This is a genomic window from Ectobacillus soli, assembly GCF_042610425.1.
Taxonomy (GTDB): domain Bacteria; phylum Bacillota; class Bacilli; order Bacillales; family Bacillaceae_G; genus Ectobacillus.
In genome coordinates, this window is record NZ_JBGJZM010000002.1 from 238,461 (window position 1) to 259,881 (window position 21,421).

19 protein-coding genes and 1 riboswitch are annotated in these 21,421 nt (G+C 41.6%); of the genes, 9 read left to right on the forward strand and 10 right to left on the reverse strand.

Features of this window, described 5'->3' with window-relative positions:
- Positions 1 to 66: 66 nt before the first annotated feature.
- The 6 genes from ACAN53_RS13015 to ACAN53_RS13040 all read right to left on the reverse strand — a co-directional run bounded on the left by ACAN53_RS13015 (position 67) and on the right by ACAN53_RS13040 (position 4,801).
- On the reverse strand, positions 67 to 207 hold the full coding sequence (locus ACAN53_RS13015) for a hypothetical protein (RefSeq protein WP_379970547.1): 141 nt from the start codon (positions 205 to 207) through the stop codon (positions 67 to 69).
- Complete coding sequence (locus tag ACAN53_RS13020; RefSeq protein WP_379970548.1) at positions 204 to 761, reverse strand: sigma-70 family RNA polymerase sigma factor; 558 nt, start codon at positions 759 to 761, stop codon at positions 204 to 206. The genes ACAN53_RS13015 and ACAN53_RS13020 overlap by 4 nt, the downstream gene beginning before the upstream one ends.
- 275 nt (positions 762 to 1,036) lie before the next feature.
- Entirely contained in the window at positions 1,037 to 1,723 is a 687-nt protein-coding gene (gene yknW, locus ACAN53_RS13025) for a YknW family membrane protein (RefSeq protein WP_379970549.1), read from the reverse strand.
- Positions 1,724 to 1,750: 27 nt separating this feature from the next.
- Positions 1,751 to 2,950: an ABC transporter permease gene (locus ACAN53_RS13030; RefSeq protein WP_379970550.1), complete on the reverse strand. Its 1,200-nt coding sequence runs from the start codon at positions 2,948 to 2,950 to the stop codon at positions 1,751 to 1,753.
- Positions 2,934 to 3,626: an ABC transporter ATP-binding protein gene (locus ACAN53_RS13035; RefSeq protein WP_379970551.1), complete on the reverse strand. Its 693-nt coding sequence runs from the start codon at positions 3,624 to 3,626 to the stop codon at positions 2,934 to 2,936. The genes ACAN53_RS13030 and ACAN53_RS13035 overlap by 17 nt, the downstream gene beginning before the upstream one ends.
- Positions 3,623 to 4,801: an efflux RND transporter periplasmic adaptor subunit gene (locus tag ACAN53_RS13040; RefSeq protein ID WP_379970552.1), complete on the reverse strand. Its 1,179-nt coding sequence runs from the start codon at positions 4,799 to 4,801 to the stop codon at positions 3,623 to 3,625. Before ACAN53_RS13040 ends, ACAN53_RS13035 begins: the two co-directional genes overlap by 4 nt.
- Positions 4,802 to 5,050: 249 nt before the next feature.
- Between ACAN53_RS13040 and ACAN53_RS13045 the strand changes: the two genes are divergently transcribed.
- Positions 5,051 to 5,518 (forward strand): 2-thiouracil desulfurase family protein, encoded by a 468-nt coding sequence (locus ACAN53_RS13045; RefSeq protein WP_379970553.1) that lies wholly within the window; start codon positions 5,051 to 5,053, stop codon positions 5,516 to 5,518.
- Between the two features lie 58 nt (positions 5,519 to 5,576).
- On the opposite strand, the gene ACAN53_RS13050 is transcribed toward ACAN53_RS13045, so the two are convergent.
- The gene (locus ACAN53_RS13050) at positions 5,577 to 5,729 is read right to left on the reverse strand and encodes a hypothetical protein (RefSeq protein ID WP_379970554.1); all 153 of its coding nucleotides are present in this window, start codon (positions 5,727 to 5,729) and stop codon (positions 5,577 to 5,579) included.
- Between the two features lie 519 nt (positions 5,730 to 6,248).
- Entirely contained in the window at positions 6,249 to 7,418 is a 1,170-nt protein-coding gene (locus ACAN53_RS13055; RefSeq protein WP_379970861.1) for an FtsW/RodA/SpoVE family cell cycle protein, read from the reverse strand.
- A 587-nt stretch (positions 7,419 to 8,005) separates the two neighbouring features.
- Between ACAN53_RS13055 and ACAN53_RS13060 the strand changes: the two genes are divergently transcribed.
- From ACAN53_RS13060 to ACAN53_RS13095, 8 genes are all read left to right on the forward strand, one after another.
- Positions 8,006 to 9,232 carry a nucleoside-diphosphate sugar epimerase gene (locus ACAN53_RS13060; protein ID WP_379970555.1) on the forward strand — a complete coding sequence of 409 codons (1,227 nt, stop codon included), beginning with the start codon at positions 8,006 to 8,008 and terminating at the stop codon, positions 9,230 to 9,232.
- Positions 9,229 to 10,152 carry a tetratricopeptide repeat protein gene (locus ACAN53_RS13065; RefSeq protein WP_379970556.1) on the forward strand — a complete coding sequence of 308 codons (924 nt, stop codon included), beginning with the start codon at positions 9,229 to 9,231 and terminating at the stop codon, positions 10,150 to 10,152. Before ACAN53_RS13060 ends, ACAN53_RS13065 begins: the two co-directional genes overlap by 4 nt.
- Positions 10,136 to 11,965, forward strand: coding sequence for a DUF2194 domain-containing protein (locus ACAN53_RS13070; RefSeq protein ID WP_379970557.1), 1,830 nt, complete (start codon positions 10,136 to 10,138; stop codon positions 11,963 to 11,965). The genes ACAN53_RS13065 and ACAN53_RS13070 overlap by 17 nt, the downstream gene beginning before the upstream one ends.
- 3 nt (positions 11,966 to 11,968) lie before the next feature.
- On the forward strand, positions 11,969 to 13,390 hold the full coding sequence (gene pelF / locus ACAN53_RS13075) for a GT4 family glycosyltransferase PelF (protein WP_379970558.1): 1,422 nt from the start codon (positions 11,969 to 11,971) through the stop codon (positions 13,388 to 13,390).
- Complete coding sequence (gene pelG / locus ACAN53_RS13080) at positions 13,378 to 14,835, forward strand: exopolysaccharide Pel transporter PelG (RefSeq protein ID WP_379970559.1); 1,458 nt, start codon at positions 13,378 to 13,380, stop codon at positions 14,833 to 14,835. The genes pelF and pelG overlap by 13 nt, the downstream gene beginning before the upstream one ends.
- A 20-nt stretch (positions 14,836 to 14,855) precedes the next feature.
- Complete coding sequence (galE, locus tag ACAN53_RS13085; protein ID WP_379970560.1) at positions 14,856 to 15,881, forward strand: UDP-glucose 4-epimerase GalE; 1,026 nt, start codon at positions 14,856 to 14,858, stop codon at positions 15,879 to 15,881.
- A gap of 65 nt (positions 15,882 to 15,946) precedes the next feature.
- Positions 15,947 to 16,030: riboswitch (cyclic di-GMP riboswitch) on the forward strand.
- Positions 16,031 to 16,073: 43 nt separating this feature from the next.
- Positions 16,074 to 16,895, forward strand: coding sequence for an endo alpha-1,4 polygalactosaminidase (locus tag ACAN53_RS13090; RefSeq protein WP_379970561.1), 822 nt, complete (start codon positions 16,074 to 16,076; stop codon positions 16,893 to 16,895).
- 614 nt (positions 16,896 to 17,509) lie between these two features.
- Complete coding sequence (locus ACAN53_RS13095; RefSeq protein ID WP_379970562.1) at positions 17,510 to 18,172, forward strand: type 1 glutamine amidotransferase domain-containing protein; 663 nt, start codon at positions 17,510 to 17,512, stop codon at positions 18,170 to 18,172.
- 48 nt (positions 18,173 to 18,220) lie between these two features.
- Here ACAN53_RS13095 and ACAN53_RS13100 read toward each other — a convergent pair whose 3' ends face one another.
- Both ACAN53_RS13100 and ACAN53_RS13105 read right to left on the reverse strand, forming a co-directional pair.
- On the reverse strand, positions 18,221 to 20,875 hold the full coding sequence (locus tag ACAN53_RS13100) for a sensor domain-containing protein (protein WP_379970563.1): 2,655 nt from the start codon (positions 20,873 to 20,875) through the stop codon (positions 18,221 to 18,223).
- 213 nt (positions 20,876 to 21,088) lie between these two features.
- Positions 21,089 to 21,319: a hypothetical protein gene (locus tag ACAN53_RS13105; RefSeq protein ID WP_379970564.1), complete on the reverse strand. Its 231-nt coding sequence runs from the start codon at positions 21,317 to 21,319 to the stop codon at positions 21,089 to 21,091.
- Between the last annotated feature and the right edge of the window lie 102 nt (positions 21,320 to 21,421).

The window sequence follows — 21,421 nt, forward strand, 5'->3', positions numbered from 1 at the left end:
TTCGGGGCCGCCGTTAAACGGGGGGATTCCGCCTTTATTTGTTCCCGCTCCTTCTTTTTCTTCTCTCTATTCTGGCGGGTCGCCGTTAAATTCCGAAATTCCGCCTTTATTTCCTTCAGGGCCGCCGTTAAACAGGGCTTTTCCGCCTTTATTTGTTCCTGCTCCTTCTTTTTCTTCTCTATCGCGGCTTCCCACCGTTATTCTCATTCTCTAAAGTACTCCTTACGTAACTTTTCGAGTGCACGGGCGTATACGTAGCGGACTTGATCATAGGTTAGGTGCATGTCTCGGGCGATTTCGGTTAACTTTCGTGCTTGCCCCAATTTTTCCTCCATAACGTACCGTTCCTTTTTATTTAATAGGTTCATATACTGCGTGAATGTCTCGCTTATTTCCTCACTTCCCATTTCGCTAAGAATCGGGTCCCAAGTCATGTGATTCTCGACATAGCGCCTTTCTCTCTTTAGCTGCACGAGCAAATATCCCCGTACCGTATACAAAGCATAAGCCGCAAAGCTCCCCTTTTTCTCATCAAACTTTGTATACGCCTTCCACAATCCAATTAATCCACATTGATAAAACTCATCAAAATCGTAAGACAAATACAATTTTTTAATTTGCCCCTTAATTAAACGATCATATAACAACACAGCTTCCTCAAACGAACGTGGCTTCATCCAACGCCCTTTCCAAAAAAGACGCGCCTTTTCTCTTCTATTCCGCGGTACCTTCACCATACCGAAGAAAAGGAAAGTTCTCATGGATGAAAATCTCTTAATCTATTTAGAAATATCCTATTTTAACTAAGTAAAATGTAAAATTCCAATTAGTATTCACTCGTTTAAACTACAATTTTATTTTTTAACGGAAAAATTTGATTGGTATGCATATTCAAACTGGGTAACTCCTCTTTCGTAGGATTTGGAGACCAATTGAAGCCGATTTCTTCTTTATACGATCCAATCCCCCATCCACCAAAAAAACCCCATAAGAAAAACCCTCCAGCGTTTGCTGGAGGGTTTCCCGTTGCCTATTTTTACTTTGGTATGGCTGAGCTTATTAATGAGCCAAGTGATACAATGCCAACTGATAGTAGCGTAGTTAATACAAAAAGGGTGACGACGATTGTGATTGCTTTGTTTTTTTGAATTTCGCCTGCTACTTGGAATCCTAGGGCGATGATGGCGTATTGCCAGATGGTAAATATGTTTAATGAACTCCCTAGCGCGTATAAAACGGTTCCCTTTTCGAACAGCGGGGCTAAGCTTGTGTACGAAACTTCTGTTCCGCCAATCACAAGCATGAGCAGAACGTTAATAAGTGTTCCTATAAGTCCGATTACGCTTGCGTATACAGTGATTGCTAAAATTTTTGTGTAGGTAATGTCGCTGCCTGTGATCATGGCAATGATTTTATAGACAGCGGCTCCTACAAAATAGGAAACGAGCATCGATATAATACCGCCTACAACAGCTGCGACGATTACGAATATACTAGTATAGCCTGCTATTTCAGGTGTTACCTTTTGCGTAAATTCTGGCGTTTTTGTTTGGAAGTAGGCAATAATGCCGAGTAGTAAGGCTGACGAAAGGATAAGTACAATCATTGGAACTGCGATTTTCACTTTGCCCTTCATGCGTTCAAATTGTTCGCTCGGTGATGTGATCATTCCAAGTAGAGATGGCTTTTGCACTACTTCTTCCATAGGTACGTTAGGTTCCATTTTGCACGCTCCTTCATTTTTTCCTATCTATTCATAACGCAAGGCTTCGATTGGGTCGAGCTTTGCGGCTTTGTTAGCTGGAATCAAGCCGAAGACGATACCGATCGTCATGCTAAAGAGTACACCGCCAAGAACAACTTGCCAGGAAACAAGCGGTGGCCATTTTGCAAAGCTTGATACGATATAGGCTCCGCCTACGCCAAGTCCAATACCAATCACACCGCCGAGCATGGTGAGCATCATGGATTCTATTAAAAACTGAAGTAAAATTTTTCCTCTCGTTGCACCGAGTGCCTTACGTATGCCGATTTCACGTGTACGCTCCGTAACCGATACGAGCATAATATTCATAACACCAATCCCCCCTACCAGAAGGGAAATACCGGCGATTCCGCTAATAATAGCGGTCATAATTCCGGTTACTTTTGAGATGCCCTTTTGAATTTCAACGAGATTTAACACCTCATATTTTCCTTTTATATCACTAGATTTGCGATCATTTAAGGTGTCCGCTGCTTTCTTTCCGGCCGTTTCAATTTGCGATGCATCCTTTGCTTGGATCGTTACCGATTGAATATTGTCGGTTCCGTAGACAACTGGCCAGATAGATAACGGAATAATGGCTTGCGGAAGACCGAGGCCAAACAAATCATCGCCGGTTTTATAAACCCCGGCAATTTGAAACGTTTGTCCTTTTATTTCCATAATTTTCCCAATTGGATTTTCCTTCTGATATAAATCATCAGACGCCTTTTGGTTAATCACAACGACATTGTTTGCTTGTGAAAAATCGCTGCTAGTTAACATTCTGCCCTTCACTAAAGTGAGCTTGTTCACCGTAAAATAAGCATTCGTAATACCTGAAATTTGCACGTTTACTTTTTTATCATTGACTTCAATTGGGTCAAAGGAGGAGTTTTCGGTAATGACCGAAGCGACCTCTGGAATTTTGCTCAGCTGAAGTAAATCCTCCTGCGTGAACGTCGGCTGCTTCTCCAATGGATTCGCAAAAATATCCTCAGTGTCCGGCTTAAAATTGAGCTGAATCGTATTATTTCCTCCACCAGCAATTTGGGACTTTAATGCCGCTTCGCCGCCTTGCCCAATTGCGACTACGGTAATGATGCTACCAACGCCAATGATGATGCCAAGCATAGTAAGAGCGGAGCGGAGCTTATGGGCTAGAATAGATGACAGGGCTATTTTGATACTATCGAGTAAGCTCATTGTATTCGCTCCGATCCTGCGTAATTTTCCCATCGCGTAGCATGATGCGGCGCTTGGAGTAGGCGGCAACCTCATCTTCGTGTGTAACCATGATGATGGTCGTTCCTTCCTTATTTAACTGCGTAAAAATATCCATGACCTGTGCACCTGATTTTGTATCAAGTGCCCCGGTCGGCTCGTCCGCTAATATAAAGCTTGGCTGATTTGCAATACTTCTCGCAATTGCCACGCGCTGCTTTTGTCCACCAGAAAGCTGGTTCGGCAAATAGTTAACGCGATCAGCAAGACCAACTTTAGCTAGCGCCTCCAGCGCTAGCTCACGTCGCTCCTTCTTACTGACGCCTCCGTAAATAAGCGTAAGTTCGACATTTTCAACTGCTGTTAAGCGCGGTAACAAATGAAAATGTTGAAATACGAAACCGATAAAGCGGTTGCGAATCAGTGCAAGTTCTGTGTCATCAGCTGTTAACACATTTACATCATTTAATATGTATTCCCCTTCCGCTCTGCGATCAAGGCAGCCGATAATGTTCATAAGTGTAGATTTTCCTGATCCAGACGGCCCCATAATACTCACGAATTCGCCGCTGTTAATGTCGATATTAATATCATGCAAAACCGGCACTTCCAAAGTTCCTTGCTTATAGGTCTTATTAATGTGCTTGAGGCTAATCAATTTGCCTTCACATCCATTCCGTCTTGCAGCTTGGATGAAGGACTTTCTGCTACCTTATCTCCTTCTTTTACTCCTTGAGAAACTTCCATCCATTCCCCATCACTAAGACCGGTCGTAACCTTTGTTTTTTTCAGCTTTCCGTTTTCGTTTACAAATACATAAGATTCATTATTTTCCTCTACAATACTGCTTCGCGGAACTGAAAGTAGTTTTTGGGACGAAATATTCACTTGCATCGATACGTGATAGCCAGGTGATAATCCGTCTTGCGATTCAAGGGAAGCCTTATAGGTATAATACGATATAGTTTGCGACTGGGTGGTATCGGTTGTACTCAATTGTCCACTATCTGCTGTTGTTGGATATTCGCTCACTTCGATAATTTTGCCCTTCCACGTTTTATTCGCTACCGCCTTCGCTGTTATCGTTATCGCTTGTCCCTTCTGGATTTGCGACTTTTGCAGTTCCGTTAACGTTCCTTGAATTTGGAATGGATCTTTAGAGGCAATTTGAATAAACGCCTTAGGCTGAAGCTGCGCGGACCCTTGCGAAGCATCCGGGTCAAGCTTTTGCACAATGCCGTTGTTTTTGCTATATACAATTAAATCATCTTGTTTTTTCTGCAATTCCTGCTGCTGCAGATCATTCTTTTGCTTTTCAAGATCGATCGTTTTCATTTGTGACTCCAAATCTGCTACTTGTGCTTCTAGCGGCTGAATTACGGTGGACGGCGCATTCGCATCCTTGGCCTTTTGGATATCCTGATTCAACGAATCAATTTTATCTGACGCTTGCTTCGAGCGCATAGTCTTCATCTGGTTATCAAGGTCAGCCTGCTTAATTTGCAGAGCAAGTTCTGGACTATCGTAGGAAAAGAGCTTCTGGTCCTTTTTGACCTCGTCGCCTTCCTTTATAAAAGTATCCTTTACTTTCCCTTTTGTTGCATCTACATAGATCGTTTCAATGTTTCCTGGAATGATGCGACCAGAAATTAGTTTCATATTGTTCATACTTCGTTCCGTCGCGGTTGCAAATTTCAAATCGGCTTGCACGCTTCCCTTTTTCACCTGCGCCACTACGATATTAATCGCTACAACAAGAACGATGAGTAAGGTGACTCCGATTATAATCCATTTGCGCTTTCTCCTCGGAGCTTGGACCATCTCTGTCTGCATCTTCGAATCCCCTTTTTCAAAAAATTTTATACTCACCCAAATTATACAAAATATACCATCAAACTACAATATGTTTCCTATTTTTATATATTTGTATTATTTTTGTCATATTTATGTATTTTTTATGAACACAAATCGCCTTTTTGTCACTTGTAAACGGTTTACTGTTGTAAAAAATATCTCTGTGCCACAACAACCCAATCTGTTTTATAATAGAGGACAAGTCTTATATAGTAGGAGATGCATAGAATGATTGTCGTGAGTTCATGTTTAGCAGGCATTGCCTGTCGATATAATGGTTCGCACCATCTCGTTTCCAAAATAGAAAATCTAGTAAGAGAGAAAAAAGCAGTTCTCGTCTGTCCTGAAATGCTAAGTGGTTTCTCTACTCCGCGCGAGCCTGCAGAAATCGTGGGTGGGTCTGGTTCGGATGTACTAGATGGAGTTGCCACAGTCCTTACAAAATCGGGTGAAGACGTAACGAACCGCTATATAATAGGAGCACAAAAAGCATTAGAGGTAGCCAAACGCGAACAAGCCGCTTGTGTCGTTTTGAAAGAAAATAGTCCTTCTTGTGGTAGTAGTATGATCCATGATGGCAGTTTTACTGACATCAGAAAAGCAGGAGAAGGTGTAACCGCAGCATTACTTCGCCGAAATGGCATCACGGTTCTATCCGACGTAGAATTTATAAAAATGGTAAGCAGTATTGCGTAGATAACTTATGTAGGAACCTCGCTTCTCTTGCGAGGTTTTTTTATATAAAAAAGAGTGATTAAGCTTTCAGCTCTTGCCTCAACTCATTTACCTCTTGTCTCAACTCTTTTACCTCTTGCCTCAACTCTTTTACCTCTTGCTGGACATCCTTCAACGTGTCGTGCATGTCCAATATCGCTCGCATCAAATCTTTAGTAGTAATTTCAGCCATAAACACTCCTCCTTTATATAGTGGTTGTCTGTAGCATCAGTCTATCAGAAAGAAGGTAAAAAGCAATTCTTGATTATTTGTTTTTCTGTTAAAAAACGGAAGAATTATCCGTGAGAAAAAAGAAGAATCTACTATATTTACAAAGAAATACGCCCTCATTTTATAGAGACGATTACTTTGATGCGCTTTGAGGACCGGCTACTTTCTTTTTCTCTCAAAGCAGTCACTAAAACAGCTCTTTGAAGACCAGCTACCTTCTTTTTCTCTCAATACGGTAACCAAAACAAGACTTTGATTACCGCCTACCTTCCTTTTCTCTCAAAGCAGTCACTAAAGCAGCTCTTTGAAGACCGCATACCTTCTTTTTCTCTCAAAGCGGTCACCAAAACACCTTGTCTAGTATCTATGAGTATAGGAGTCTATCATCATTGGCTAGAAAAAGAAATAAGGTATCCTTCTCTATTTATGTAAGAGAGTGATACCCTTTTCAGTGTCCTCTATAATACGAGGGCGTTTTTTCTAGTCAACCGAGAACATATATTTCCTGTAGCTTTTCCGTATCGACAGGAAGATGCCAATTAAAATCATGTTTGAAAATAAGGAGCTTCCTCCGTATGTTAAGAACGGAAGGGAGATTCCTTTTACTGGCATAAGACCTACAATCATGCCAATGTTTTGGAAGATTTGCAAAGATAGCATGACCGCTGAACCAGCGCAGATGTATGCGCCAAATGGTGTATCTGCGCTGTGAGCGATGGAAATAATTCGGTAAATAAGCAGTAGGAAAAGACAGATGACGATGCTTGCGATGATGAATCCGCCTTCCTCTGCGACAGTCGCAAAGATAAAGTCCGTATGTTTTTCCGGAATATAAACAGTTCCGTTACCGATTCCTTTGCCTATTAACTCCCCACTACCAACCGCTAGTAAGCTTTGGCTCGTTTGATAACCTTGGTCACTGAATTGTGACGGTGCTAGCCAGCCAAGAATCCGTTCCTGTTGATGCGGCTTTAAGAGCGGGATAAGTTTTTGAAAAATAATATATGGATATTGCAAATAAATGAATATGAGCGAACCGCCAAGAGCAAGCGGGACGGCGGTTAGCCAAGCCATCAATTTCGCCTTCACACCTGAAAGCAAGATGATGCTGACAATCCCACCAAGATACAAGAACACCATCCCCGTATCTGGCTGCATATACACGAAAATAGATGGTGGCAAAGATACGAGTACAATCTTGCCAATAAGCAATAAATCCGATTGAACGGTATGCTCGAAATACATTTCATTATGCTTAATAGCAATGCTTGCAACTACAATAAGCAGTGAAATTTTGAAAAATTCAGATGGCTGAATCGATCCGATTAACGGAATGCTAAACCACCGCTTTGCTCCGAGTATCGTTGGTGCTATGCTATTAGGCATAACTTTTAATAATAGAATAGAGGCAAACCCGATACCATAGAGTGGCCAAGCTAATTTTAAAATTTGATCCGAATCGAAACGTGCTACGGCAAACATTAAGATAAAGCCCACAATATAGTTAATCCCTTGCTTCATCGCAAAGTCTTGATTTCCATATTGACCAGTCTGCTGACTACTATGGATGAAAATAATACTAAGCACGCAAAATGCAATAACAATGAATATTAATGAAAAATCTAATCGCTTGAATGAATTATTATCGATGACGTTTTCCTCCTAACGTGGAAGTTGTCTGTTCTTGTTTTACTATTAATAAGAAACGTTGTCAAACGTTCTTGTTACATACGAACTCTACTTTTTCAGCATATTTATCATATACGATTCCTGCACATACAACAGTATAACAAAAAGAAAGTAAATTTCTAATGGAAACGTACGGAATTTGTAAAATTAATTCGATTTATGACTTTTCGCGCATAAGAGATCATTTCCAATTTCTGAAGAACTCACTTTTCTGTAACAGTTACAATACAATAACATAAATTTTATTTGTCAAGTCATCACAATGAAATTAATATTTTTTATTTAGGTATTTTCGGTGATTCAAATCTGTAAACATACGAAAAAACTCCTTATAATTAGGTTGGATAGTCTTTTCCAAACCTTTACTCCTTATAAGTAAAAAGTTTACGAATATAATAAAAATTACCATTTTATAAATAATGTAGTGTTCAGATTTTGTTCATGAATGGATGATAATCTTTACTTATCACAAAATGGAGAAGCTATGAGTAATTCAGGTAAAATAAAAAATACCATATTTTCACATCATACGTTAGGGGGAGGCATGTATGTATTATCGTCAAACAAATCTAGTTCGCAAATTAATAGAACCTACTTTAAGTATATTGTTGCTATTTACCCTTTCAGTATTTTTCCATTTCCCCTCACAGGCCTATGAATATTTTGCTCTTCTATTTATTATGGCAATATTTTCGGTGCAGTATGGGATTTACATCGCTTTTTTTACGTTTGTTGAATTATTTTTGTATAGTCTGCTCATCGGAAAAGTCCGTGGGGACGATCTTCTCCTCTACTTCTTTTCCGCATCACAATGGTTTCAATGGGCATTTTTGTTGTTGATTGGTACTGTTATCGGACTAACTAGTACATCACAAAAGGAACGCTATGAGGATGTACATATGGTGAATGATGAATTGCAAAAAGAAAATGAGCAGTTTAAGCACACGATTCAACAACTGAACGAAACGAGAATCACGTTAAAGGCGCGTGTGCTCGAATCAAACAATCATATGGCTACGATGTTTACGATGTTCAAGGTTCTCAATCATACCCATCCAGAGGTTGTCATGAATGAAGCGATGAATGTACTAAAAGAATATTTCGGCACACAAAAAATCGCCATCTATACGGTTGATGACGATAAAAAATCGCTGCGAATGAAGCTTTGTTCCGAGCGGGGAAATACAACCTTTCTGCAGTCCATTTTTACCGATACTGCGACTCCAGTCATTAAACAGGTGCTAGCTGAAAATAAACCTTTATACCGCTCGAAATCTGATACGAAGTATGCCCCTACATTAATTGGACCCGTTGTGGTACAAGAAAAGATACAATATCTTGTTTTTTTAGATGAAATCGATTTTACGAAGGTTACCTCGCAGCAATTCGAGCTCTTCACTTGGTATCTTCGTCTTCTCGGGGACCGTCTTGACTATGCAGAAGAGCTATGGCTTGCTGATCAATCGAACCGCGTCTTCCCTGGAACGAATATTTACTATCTAGCAGAATTTGAGCATTTGCTTGAAATAGAGAAAGAGCGGTATGAGGAATTGGAATATCCATATTCCTACTTTGAACTGCAAATTCCGCGGCATCAGTTAGTTACGGTAAATAGCGTATTACGCAAGCAACTGCGCGACATTGATATTGTTGGTTACAACGCCAATACGCAAGTCATCATGGTACTTTTACCGGGAACGGAGGAGCAGTATTTGCCAAAGGTTAAGGAACGTGTGGCTAGAGCGATTGACGATGAACTGGCGGTGAGGGAATGATTTGGATTGTACTTTATGTTATCTATTGTTTCCTTGTCACAAAATTATTTCTCTTTTTGAACAAAGGGATTATGAAGGAAAAAGAGGGAATTCTCGACTACGGCTGGCTTCTATCCCTCGTCTTTCCGATTATCGGGCTGCTCGCCTCTCTTATTCTCTTACTTCTACGCCCGAAACAAATGAATAGCAGCTGGCTTCATGAATACTCCGATTATATATCCTTTCATGTACAAAACTATGAAGATATTTATGTAGCAGCGAAGCAAGATATGGATCTTACTTCTTTTTCTACGGGGATGCAACTTGAGCACGCCGATATCCAAAAGCAGCTCATCGTGCAGGTCGGGGCTTCCCCTGTTTCCAAAGAGGGAAACCTACTCAAAGCTGCCCTGCTTCAAAAGGACCCGGAAACCGTTCACTACGCCGCTACAACGATCAATATCTTACATGACCGCTACCGAAAGCAAATCGATTATTTACAAGGACAGTTTAACCAGGATACCTCGCAGCAGGACGTTGCGTTTCAATTGGCATCTCTTTATCTGCGGTATTTGGAAAGTGAGCTCCTTTCTCCGCGGCAAATCGCAGAATTGCTCGATGAATGTACACCGATTTTTGATCGTTTTATGGATTTATTTGAAAATGTACCTACCTTTATGTATGTATATGGGAAGCTGCTTATGATTAGCGGAAAATATTATGAGGCAGAGGAGCAATTTTTCCACACAATGGACATGCATCCCGAGGAAAGCTATGGCTATATTGGTCTACTCGAAATCTATTATGATCAAAAAAGCTGGACGAAGCTGTTTCATATTATCGAAACATTAACGAAGCGGAATATGATTAATAACCTGCCCTACCAATACCAGCTTTTCGCAGAGCAGATAGGAGGAACCATACTTGAACAAGAGCACTAATGTCGTCATGTTGATTGCGGGAGGCTTATTATGCGTTTTCGTGCTTCTTATTACGCTATACCGCTCGGATGCCTTGTACCGAACGATTTCCGTACATAAACCAAGCTCTAGCGGGCTGCAGCTACTTGATTCGAAGACGCCGCCGCAAGGACAGTCCACCAATCTTGTCCTTGTAGAAACGAATGACCATCTCGGAGACTTGGTTTCCTCCAACATTAAGAAAGCGATGGACTATGCGCATGTGCATTACAAAACGATTTCCGCCGAGGAAATTAAGAATCTCCAGCCTTCTCCGTATACAGGACTCATCCTTGCTGGTGAAACCCCTTCTGACCTGCCTAAGGATGACATCCAAAAGTTTGTTGAGGGCGGCGGAAGACTGATTATGGCAAACCGTATGGATACCGATCCGTCCTGGTATCCGATGCTCGGTATTATCGATTCACACGGTTTTACCGAAGTAACTGGCTTTACATTCAAAAAGAAGCTATTTCCGGGCTATCCGGATATTTCTGATACGTCAGAGCTATTTACGCATAGCTCGATTGACTACTTTATTGATCCAGAAACAACGACAACCTGGGCTACCGCCTCGAAGACTCCGATTCTTTGGACCCATCCGTTCGGAAACGGAAAGGTGCTGTACTGGAATACCTCTGCACTAAATGACAAATTAGGTAGAGGCTTATTTGTCCAATCGCTCGGAACCGTATTTCCGGCATTCACCTCTGCCCAGCTCGGCGCACAGATGATGTACATCGATGATTTTCCGGCCCCTATTCCTGATGGCGAGCTGCCAAAGAATATCGTAAAGGAATCCATATCGACGACAGCCTTCTACAAAGACAACTGGTGGAAAAACATGAAAAGTCTAAGCGATGAATTCGGAGTTAAGTTTACCGGCGTTGCCATTGAAACGTATGAAGACAATGTGAAGCCCCCGCTGACATCGTTCGTCGATGCAGATAAAAATACGTATCTCCTCTTTGGGAGAGAACTACTTGCTAAAGGCGGGGAAATTGGTCTACACGGCTACAATCATCAGCCGCTCGTTGTCGCTGGCGAGCCTGAGGATCCCGAGCTTGGTTATAAACCATGGGACAATAAACAGAATATGCAAACTTCCATTACACAGCTGCAGAAACTCGTGCATAACTATTTTCCAAACGAGACATTACAAACGTACGTTCCACCATCCAATACTTTAAACAAAACAGGGGTAGATGCCCTATTTGCGGCCGCACCAAATTTAAAAACTATTTCTTCCTTGTATATTGGAGATGAGAAAAAAGGCGGCTACATCCAGGAATTTGGACCGGATGCCGATCATCCCGGTCTCTATAATTTCCCGCGTATTACGAGTGGATATGAAATAACGCCTGAGGATTACTTTACATTAGCCGATGTGGCAGCAAACTTCGGCATCGTATCTCATTTCATCCATCCAGATGATGTGTTAGATACCGACCGCTCACATGGTCTACCTTGGACAGAATTATTCAGCTCGTATCGCCAAATGGTGCAAAACGTTCATAACTGGTACCCACAAATACAGCCAATGAAACAAAGCGAAGCGACCGAAGCGCTAACTGCCTATCAAAAAGGGGATGTACTTGTAACATACGAGGATGCGGCCATTCATCTTGCATACAAAGGAATGCCTGCCACCTCTTCGGTCGTAATCCGCTTGGAGGACGGTAAGAAGCTAGATACAGGAACCTTTCCCTTTGGCTCTGTTACCAAACTACAAGATCAGCTGTACAGCGTAAAACTATCAAAGCCTGAAGCTACGCTTGTCGTGAAAGGAGCATAACCTATGAAAATTGGACTTGTTGTTGAAGGAAGCTATCCTTACGTGAGCGGCGGCGTGGCGAGCTGGGTGCAAATGATCATGACCCAATTTTCCGAACATGAATTTACCATTTTCGCGATTGTTCCGTCTATTAGCTCCGGCCAGACCTATCAATATACGATTCCGGATAATGTAGCGGAAATCGTCGTCATCCCGCTACTCTCCGAGGAGGCTGAAAAGCGGATCAAGCCATCGCTTACACAAGAAGAAGTGCTCATTTTACAAAAGTGGTTTACGTTCCAATCTGCAGATTCACAGGCGCTTGAACTTATTGCGAACCCGAACAAGATTGGAACACTAGATGCCTTCTTTGAAAGCCCAGCATTTTATCAGATTGTGAAGGAAAGTTACTTTTATGAAGAAAGCAGCGGCTCCTTCCTCGATTATTTCTGGATGTGGCGCTCGATGTTTACACCGATTATCCGCATCTTACAAATTAAGCTACCTGAATTAGATCTCGTACACGCCGTTTCCACCGGCTATGGCGGACTGCTTGCAGCGGCGATTAGTCATAAGCTTCATATTCCGTACCTCTTAACCGAGCACGGCATTTACACCCGCGAGCGGGAGGAGGAAATTCTGCAATCGAGCTGGATTCCTATTGAATACAAAAATCGCTGGATCGATTTCTTCCATCATTTATCTCGGCAGGCATACGAGCAGGCAAGTGATATTATCACCTTATTTGAACGAAACAGTCTTTATCAAAAAGAGCTTGGTGCTCCGGTACATAAGCTGCACATCGTTCCAAACGGGGTGAACATCGAAGACTATGCAGAGCTTAGAAAGCCTAAAGTTTTTACCGATACAATTGTAATTTCCGCGATTATTCGCGTCGTCCCGATTAAAGACTTGAAGACGATGATTTATGCGGCAAAGCTCGTTTCCGACCATAAGATTCCATTTATCTTTTACCTCATGGGTCCAGATGCTGAAGAGCCGGAATATGCGCAGGAATGCCGTGACCTCATCAAGCAACTTCAATTGGAGGACAAGGTTATTATGACGGGACGCGTCGATATTAAAGAATATTTAACAAAAACAGATATCCTCGTTTTAACGAGCGTATCGGAGGGTCAGCCTCTTGCAATGCTAGAAGGAATGGCCGCAGGAATTCCGTGGATTGCCACCGATGTCGGCTCGTGCAAGGAGCTCGTATTTGGAATGGAAGGCGATAAGGAAGGTCAGTGCGGCTTTATCGTACCACCTGTTTCTCCGGAACAGGTCGCATCCTATATGGAATGGTACTATCATCATCCAGAAAGCATTCAAGAGTTTGGAGACAATGGCAGAAGACGAATCGAAAAGCAATATCAACTCGTCGATGTTATCGATAACTACCGCAAGCTATACAACAAAAGGGGGGGACAAACATGGCAGGAATAGGATTTCGCTTGCAAAAGCTCTTTCAAGAGGACTATTTTTCCTCGCGCGTGAAAGCCTATGGATTTTCACTCTTTGTTACCGCTGGTCCTTGGCTCATTTTAATCTTAACCATCACCGGAACGCGGTATTTACTTAGCCTGTTTCACACTATTCCGACAGAGGAGCAAAAACTCTTTAGCATCTCGCTGTCATACTGCTTTATTTTTTCCCTTATCGTATACGGGGGACTGCAGCTCATCGTGACGAGATACGTAGCCGATCTTCTGTATGAACAAAAAGTAGACGACATCTATCCCTCCTTCATTGGGATGATTCGCATTGTATCCGTGCTCGCCTTTATTATCTGGCTCATATTCGCCCTTTCTACACCGCTTGTGCTCTATTATAAATTCATGCTCTTGTTTCTCTTTTTCTCGTTAAATATTATTTGGATTCAGTCGATTTATTTAACAGCAGCAAAGGATTATCAATCGATTGCCTATGCATTCCTAAGCGGGTCTCTCGTATTTATTGCGGGCGTCCTTTGGCTTTCCTTTTCCCATCTTACCGTTTCCTTTCTACATGGCTATGCCTTTTTGCTACTTACTAGCTTTGCGATTGGAATGTTTGTTACTTTACTCTGGCTTAGCGTTGTCATGCTGCGGATGTTTCCGACGGGAAAAGTCAAAACGCCGTATACATTTCTGTCGTATATCGATCGCTTTCCGGAATTGTTTTGGTCCGGCCTTCTATACAATATCGGCATTTGGGTATGCAATTTCACCATTTGGTTCGGGGAAGGACGCGAGGTAGTAGCGGGGAGCTTTCTGTATCACCCTATTTATGATACAGCAGTATTCTGGGCCTATTTAACGATTCTTCCGACGTACGTCATCTTCGTCGTATCGGTCGAAACAAGATTCTATGAACGGTATAAAAAATATTACGGAGCCGTCAATAGTGGCGGGACGCTAAAACAAATTCTAGCATTAAAGGATTCCATGAATCTCGTACTACGCCAAGAGGTATACCGCCTGCTGCGAAACCAAGGCATCGTATCCATACTCGTCGTATTTAGTGTGTGGATTTATTTGTCACAGGCAAGCCTTTCGTTACGAACGTTCTCGATCTTTCAACTAACGACACTCGGCGCCTTTTCAAACGGAATGGTTCTCGTTTTGACCCTTTTGATGCTCTACTTTGAAGATCGCAAAGGAGCCTATCGAACGTCTGCCATTTTTTTCTTTGGAAATTTAATTTTCTCTATCCTTTTGCTTCCATTAGGCTATAATGGATATGGGATTGGCTTTGTCGCCGGTTCTGGTATCGCGTTCTTATATGCCTTTGCAAGACTATTTAACTACGTTCAGGATATCGATTACCACACATTTTGCCAGTCAAATGTACAAACGAAACGCCGCGTATTCTTTACGAATCTTGCAAATCGATTAAATAAACTAAATTAGGACTACTGGAGGAGATTTTTATGGCAATCTTAGTAACAGGCGGAGCAGGATACATAGGAAGTCATACTTGTGTAGAGCTACTAAACAACCAATATGAGATTGTCGTCATCGATAACTTATCCAATAGTTCGGTAGAAGCTATTACCCGCGTGCAAGAAATTACAGGAAAATCCTTCCCCTTCTACGAAGAAGATTTGCTGAACCGAGAAGCGGTGGACACCATTTTCCGTGAAAATCAAATCGACGCCGTCATTCACTTTGCCGGCTTCAAAGCGGTCGGAGAATCCGTAAGCAAGCCTCTCTCTTACTACTATAACAATATAACAAGCACTCTCATTCTATGTGATGTCATGAACAAATATAACGTAAAACAACTCGTATTTAGCTCATCTGCAACGGTATATGGCGTTCCCGAAACGTCTCCGATTACAGAGGACTTTCCGCTATCTGCAACCAATCCGTACGGACAAACGAAGCTAATGATTGAACAAATTCTTCAGGATTTAGCAGTATCCGATCCAAGCTGGAGCATCGCCCTTCTCCGCTATTTCAACCCGTTCGGAGCGCACGAAAGCGGTCGAATCGGCGAAGATCCAAACGGCCTTCCAAACAATCTCATGCCGTATGTTACGCAAATAGCGGTCGGTAAATTAAAGGAGCTCAGCGTCTTTGGCAATGACTATCCAACAAAGGATGGCACAGGCGTACGCGACTACATCCACGTTGTCGATCTATCTATCGGTCATGTGAAGGCATTGGATTACATTCGTGAGCATACAGGAACGGAAGCCTTTAATCTTGGAACGGGAACTGGCTACAGCGTACTCGAAATGGTACAAGCCTTCGAAAAAATTTGTGGAAAACCAATTCCATACCGCATTACAAACCGCCGTCCCGGGGATATTGCAATCTGCGTTGCGGACCCTTCTAAAGCCAACCGCGTACTTGGGTGGCAAACTACACGCACATTAGAAGACATGTGCAAAGACTCATGGAACTGGCAATCTCATAATAAAAATGGCTACAAAGCCCTGCAAGTTAACTAAGTTTTCACATATATCTGGTTGAATCTTGTCCCAGCACTAGTATAATAAAACCATAAACGTGCAAGACCTCTTAATAGCAAACTTACTGAAAAGTAAGGACGCAAAGCAACAGATCTAAGGCGAGAAGCTAAGATGGCTGTGCTGCCGTAATTTTCTATTTAAGAGAAAAATCGTAGTGGAGGAGAATATAATATGGCTATTAAACGTTTTGTTTCATTCCTGGCATTGTTCGCATTATTTATCATACCAAGCGTTGCTGCATGCGCTAGCAGCGGCAACCCTCTATTAAAAACAAAGAATTTTACGATCTATTACGGAGCAGCAAATGCAAAAGCAATTCAAAAGCTCTCCACCTATAGCACAGTTGTCATTGAACCATACGCATTTACAAAGGATCAAATAACACAGTTAAAAAAATCTGGAACAAAGGTACTTGGCTATGTGAGCGTTATGGAACTAGAAGCTCAAAATAAAGCTAAAGTTACTGATTCTGATTACTACTATTATAATGGTAGTAAAATGCAGATCCCTCAGTGGAATACATATATTATGGATATCACGAACGCTCATTACAGAAGCGTTATATTAACAAAAGTAAATGAACAAGTCGCTCAAAAAGGATTAGATGGTGTCTTCTTAGACACAGTTGGTGACATTGATGATTATTTCTATGACAAACCAATCGACCAAACAAAGATTCGCGGCGGCTATGTTGCATTATTAAAAGAAATGAAAGCCAAATATCCAAGCTTACTTCTTATGCAAAACTGGGGCTTTGACACAATAAAAACTACATCGTTACCATACATCGATGCAGTACTATGGGAAGACTTTAACAGTAAAGTAATTGCAAAGGATGCATGGAGCCAAAACTGGATTAAGTACTTCCAAAGCCAAAAGAGTACGCTAAAAGTATTTACAGTTGCTCCTAACACAGCATCTCAATCTTTTAGCCAATCAAAAGGCTTCGTGTCTATGGTAAATAAAAATGATGTATATGATAAATTAAAATAAAACCTACATCTTATCGATTTGCCCCCCGCAGGGATTGCGGGGGGTTTTTGCTTTGGGGGGGTGGCGAGTCGGAGGACGTGGCAGAAAGCCTGGCGAAATTTGTCGTTTTTTCACGAATATAACGTTTTCGAGATTAAATGTGATAGTTTCGAGATTAAATTCAGGATTTCGTGATTAAATAGAGTCTTTTCGTGATTAAACTCAGGATTTTAAGATTAAATCAATGCGTCGTTGTGGATTGAACCGAGATCTCACACGTAAATATGCTATTTCATTAATAAGACAAATGTTCCTCTCATCAAATTCACTCATTTCCTCATTTGTTCAGACATTTTTTGTAGAATTAAGCCGATTACACTGGAAAAAGTGTGCAATCAACTTGATACAGTGGCCTCTTATACATCGCTCTGCCCGCACAAACTTTTGTTGAAACGAAGCACCAACACCTATAATAAGAAAAGAAAGCAACACAATAACCGTTCCCTCGCCTCATGTTCATACACCTTTGCTCTAATTTTACTTTATTACAACAAGCCCAAACACATAATTTGAGATTTAGAAAAATATTCCTTACAATAACAGTTGTACATACAAGTACAAAGGAGGACTATTCTATGAGCAACAAAATCCTGATGGTCGTTACAAATGGTTATACAATGAAGAACGGTGAACTAGCTGGTATATGGTTAACAGAATTTTCCGAAGCATATTTAGAATTTACGAAAAATGGATATGACGTAACTGTTGCAAGCCCAAAAGGCGGCGAATCCCAAATTGATCCACGCAGCTTACAAGGGGACGTTCCCGAAGAAGATCAAAAAGCTGGCACATTACTAACTAACACCCTTCCTCTTTCTAATATAAAGGGTGCAGATGAATTCATCGGCATTTTCTTTCCAGGTGGTCACGGTACAATGTTTGACTTCCCAGAAAACGAACATATTCACAAACTACTAACTGATTTTGCAAATCAAGATAAAATCATCGCAGCTGTATGTCACGGCCCAGCAGCCTTAGTAGGCGGCGTGCTCGCAAACGGACAACCTCTTGTCAAAGGCAAACGAATGACTGCCTTCACAAATGAAGAGGAAGTTGCCACAACTCTTGATAAATATATGCCGTTTTTACTCGAATCCAAGCTCCGTGAGCTAGGCGGTTCCTTCGTCGCCGAGCCAAACTGGTCTGATCACGTCGAAGTTGACGGAAAGCTAATTACCGGCCAAAATCCGCAATCAACCATAAGCGTGGCAAAAGCATTTATAGCACAACTAGCATAAGTATAGAAGAAAAGAAGCCCATCTTCACATTGATGGGCTTCCTTTTTATTAGACCAATTCTTTTTCATGCAAATGCTGCTTCATCCATTTTTCTACCTCACAAGGGGACAATGGATTACTATAGTAGAATCCTCGCACATTCTCACCGTTTATTCGCGTAAGAAAAGAACATTGCTCCTGCTCTTCCACTCCTTCAGCCAAGACAGAAATTCCTAAGCTATTTCCTAGATCAGCAACAGAATCGAGAAGCTTCTTATTCGCTAGGTTCCGTTTAATATTATAAATATAACTCTTATTATATTTCAGTAACTGAATTGGTAATTGTACCATATTACAAAGAGAGCAAAAATCCGTTCCAAAGTTTTCAAGAGCTACCATAACACCGCAGCGTTTCATGGCAGTTAAAAATGCCATTCCCATATCTGGGCTATTAATTAAAGCTTCCTCTGTCACTTCAACGATAAGTTGACCTGCCGCAAACTGCATATCCTGCAACAGTTGTATTACTTTCTCGGTAAACAAGCTACTATTAAGTAACTGAGGGGACAACCGTACAGCTAGTTTCATTTTTAAGTGAAAGGTATCATTCCACGAATGAATTTTTTGCATCGCTTCTTGTAACATCCAAAGCGTTGTATCTGCTATAAGCCCTTCTTCTTCTGCAAGAGACGTTAGTTCAAGCCAAGTAATGAGACCATATTCAGGATGCTGCCAACGCATATAGGCTTCCATACCTAAAATCGAGCCATCATATAAATCTAATTGTGGCTGATATACAAGCATAAATTCCCGGTTTTCTATAGCCATGGGCAAATCCATACCCAGTTTCTTTCTTCGATTGATCTTATCACTGTGATTATAGAAGTGATAATTATTACCGGACTTCGCTTTCACATAATACAAGGCAGAATCGGCATGGCGCAGAAGTTCATCTTCTGTCATTCCATCACACGGGAACATAGATATTCCAAGCGAAACGGTAGAAACAATCGAATTATCTTGAAATATAATCGGACCTTGAAAGGCAAGTACAATTCGCTTCGCAATCACTTCTACTTCTTCCACCCGCAAATTAGGAAGAAGTAACGCGAATTCATCTCCGCCAAGACGTGCAGCAAAATCATTATTGCGAGTGACCATTTGCAACCGTTGGGCAACCTCTTTCAAAAACAGATCGCCATATTCATGGGAAAATGTATCATTAATCCATTTAAAATGATCAAAATCCAAATAGAAAAGGGCAAATGTTGTTTCACTCTTTAGATAACGCTGGATCTGATGCGAAAAGGAACGACGATTCGCAATCCCGGTTAATCCGTCAATAAATGCCATACTTTTCAAATGTTCCTCATACGATTTACGTTCCCGAATATCCTTCGATAATATAATAATGTAATCTAAATTTTGCTGTTCATCTACTGCCGGAATGATTCGAACTTCGAGCCATACCCATATTTGTTGCTTACTAAGAATTCGATATTCAAGAAGAACCGACTCCCTTTTAAGCAAGACATCATCCATTTTCTCTCGCACTAAAGAAAGATCCTCCGAATGAATCAAGGAAAAGAACGACATGGACATCGATTCCATCGGCGTATAACCCAATACGCCTGTAATCGACGGGGAAACATATGTAGTAACCAAAGATGGTGTAATCATTATCGTATAATCGCTAGAATGCTCGGCGATAATTCGGTGACGATTTTCACTTTCCTGTAAAGCCAGCTCATATTTCTTCTGCACCGTCATATCTCGTATTACAACCGAAACCATCGTAACTTGATTATCCCGGTTCCGGATCGGTGAAAGCGTGACGCTTACCGGCACAACCGATCCATCATCTCTCTTCACACTCGTATCCATCCCGCGCATAACCGAACCCGTTACAATCTGATTGAAAATATCCTCAGCAGCAGACTTCTCTACATCGAACCAGATGTAAGCAGGTTGTCCTTTTAATTCCTTCTCCTCATGTCCAAGAAAATTTCCAAAAGCAGGATTCATCTGCACAATATTTTGATTCAAATCCATAATAAACATTGGATCCGCTGCATTTGTGAAAAAAGCCTCCAGCTTCTGCTCCGTCTCCCGCTCCTCGGAAATATCGTTCATCACATATTTCACACCAGGAACGCCTTGATACACAATATCTCTTACAAACAATTCAACAATCGCACATCCGTTTCTTTTATATACCAACTCTTCGGAAAAGCGCCACGTTCTATCTCCATCGGAATAAGACTCTCCTTGTTTATCACTACGTTTAAGAAAAGAGTCTACACGTTTTCCAATAATATCATAATTGTTATTTGCCCCAAGCAGCCTGATTCCCGCAGCATTCACAAAGGTAATCTTTCCATCCACCTCAATGAAAATGGGACTCGGGGTATTTTCGATTAACTGTTGATAACGCTCATCTATCTTATTCATCTCCTCGCTCCAAGAGACGTTCTCTCTCCATCTAAAGGAGAGAACAATCAACGAAGCCAGTATCAAGACAAATAGGAGAAAATCAACACTCTCTCGAAACGTATACCACCTAGCAAACTGCAACGCAGCAAGCATAGAGATTAGTATAAAAATTGTTATATAAAAAAAACGTAACGGCCCATGAATGGAACGTCCATTACGCCAAAAACTCATCCACCCCAACGTTACAAGCAGAAGCGAAAGTACAACAACCTCTAAAAAACTACCCTGCATCCATATCATCCCTAACATACATATCCGTACATCTTAGTTTACTATATTTATACACTACTTTAAACCGAACAGATTGTGAATTTACAGAATTAAGCAAAAATAGGTTAGATTTATCAGAGGCCGGGACGGGGGTGCGCCGTTAAATCCGGAATTTTCGCCGTTAAACTTGGGTTCACCGCTGATTATTTGATTGGCACCGCCGTTATTCTCTCCTCACTTTCCTCCTTCTCCTCTCATTTCCGGGGGCGCGCCGTTAAATCCTGGATTTTCGCCGTTAAACTTGGGTGTTCCGCCGATTATTTGTTGGTTTACGCCGTTATTCTCTTCTCTCTTTCCTCCTTCTCCTCTCATTTCCGGGAGCGCGCCGTTAAATCCGGGAATTCCGCCGTTAATTTGTTGATTCCCGCCGTTATTCTCTTCTCTCTTTCCTCCTTCTCCTCTCATTTCCGGGAGCGCGCCGTTAAATCCGGAATTTCCGCCGTTAAACTTGGGTGCTCCGCCGATAATTTGTTGATTCCCGCCGTTATTTCCCTCTTCTCCCTGCTT

Coding starts and splice junctions, on each gene's coding strand:
- ACAN53_RS13015 (WP_379970547.1), bottom strand. CDS start 207: ATGAGAATAACGGTGGGAAGCCGCGATAGAGAAGAAAAAGAAGGAGCA.
- ACAN53_RS13020 (WP_379970548.1), bottom strand. CDS start 761: ATGAGAACTTTCCTTTTCTTCGGTATGGTGAAGGTACCGCGGAATAGA.
- yknW (WP_379970549.1), bottom strand. CDS start 1,723: ATGGAACCTAACGTACCTATGGAAGAAGTAGTGCAAAAGCCATCTCTA.
- ACAN53_RS13030 (WP_379970550.1), bottom strand. CDS start 2,950: ATGAGCTTACTCGATAGTATCAAAATAGCCCTGTCATCTATTCTAGCC.
- ACAN53_RS13040 (WP_379970552.1), bottom strand. CDS start 4,801: ATGCAGACAGAGATGGTCCAAGCTCCGAGGAGAAAGCGCAAATGGATT.
- ACAN53_RS13045 (WP_379970553.1), top strand. CDS start 5,051: ATGATTGTCGTGAGTTCATGTTTAGCAGGCATTGCCTGTCGATATAAT.
- ACAN53_RS13050 (WP_379970554.1), bottom strand. CDS start 5,729: ATGGCTGAAATTACTACTAAAGATTTGATGCGAGCGATATTGGACATG.
- ACAN53_RS13060 (WP_379970555.1), top strand. CDS start 8,006: ATGTATTATCGTCAAACAAATCTAGTTCGCAAATTAATAGAACCTACT.
- ACAN53_RS13065 (WP_379970556.1), top strand. CDS start 9,229: ATGATTTGGATTGTACTTTATGTTATCTATTGTTTCCTTGTCACAAAA.
- pelF (WP_379970558.1), top strand. CDS start 11,969: ATGAAAATTGGACTTGTTGTTGAAGGAAGCTATCCTTACGTGAGCGGC.
- pelG (WP_379970559.1), top strand. CDS start 13,378: ATGGCAGGAATAGGATTTCGCTTGCAAAAGCTCTTTCAAGAGGACTAT.
- galE (WP_379970560.1), top strand. CDS start 14,856: ATGGCAATCTTAGTAACAGGCGGAGCAGGATACATAGGAAGTCATACT.
- ACAN53_RS13090 (WP_379970561.1), top strand. CDS start 16,074: ATGGCTATTAAACGTTTTGTTTCATTCCTGGCATTGTTCGCATTATTT.
- ACAN53_RS13095 (WP_379970562.1), top strand. CDS start 17,510: ATGAGCAACAAAATCCTGATGGTCGTTACAAATGGTTATACAATGAAG.
- ACAN53_RS13100 (WP_379970563.1), bottom strand. CDS start 20,875: ATGCAGGGTAGTTTTTTAGAGGTTGTTGTACTTTCGCTTCTGCTTGTA.
- ACAN53_RS13105 (WP_379970564.1), bottom strand. CDS start 21,319: ATGAGAGGAGAAGGAGGAAAGAGAGAAGAGAATAACGGCGGGAATCAA.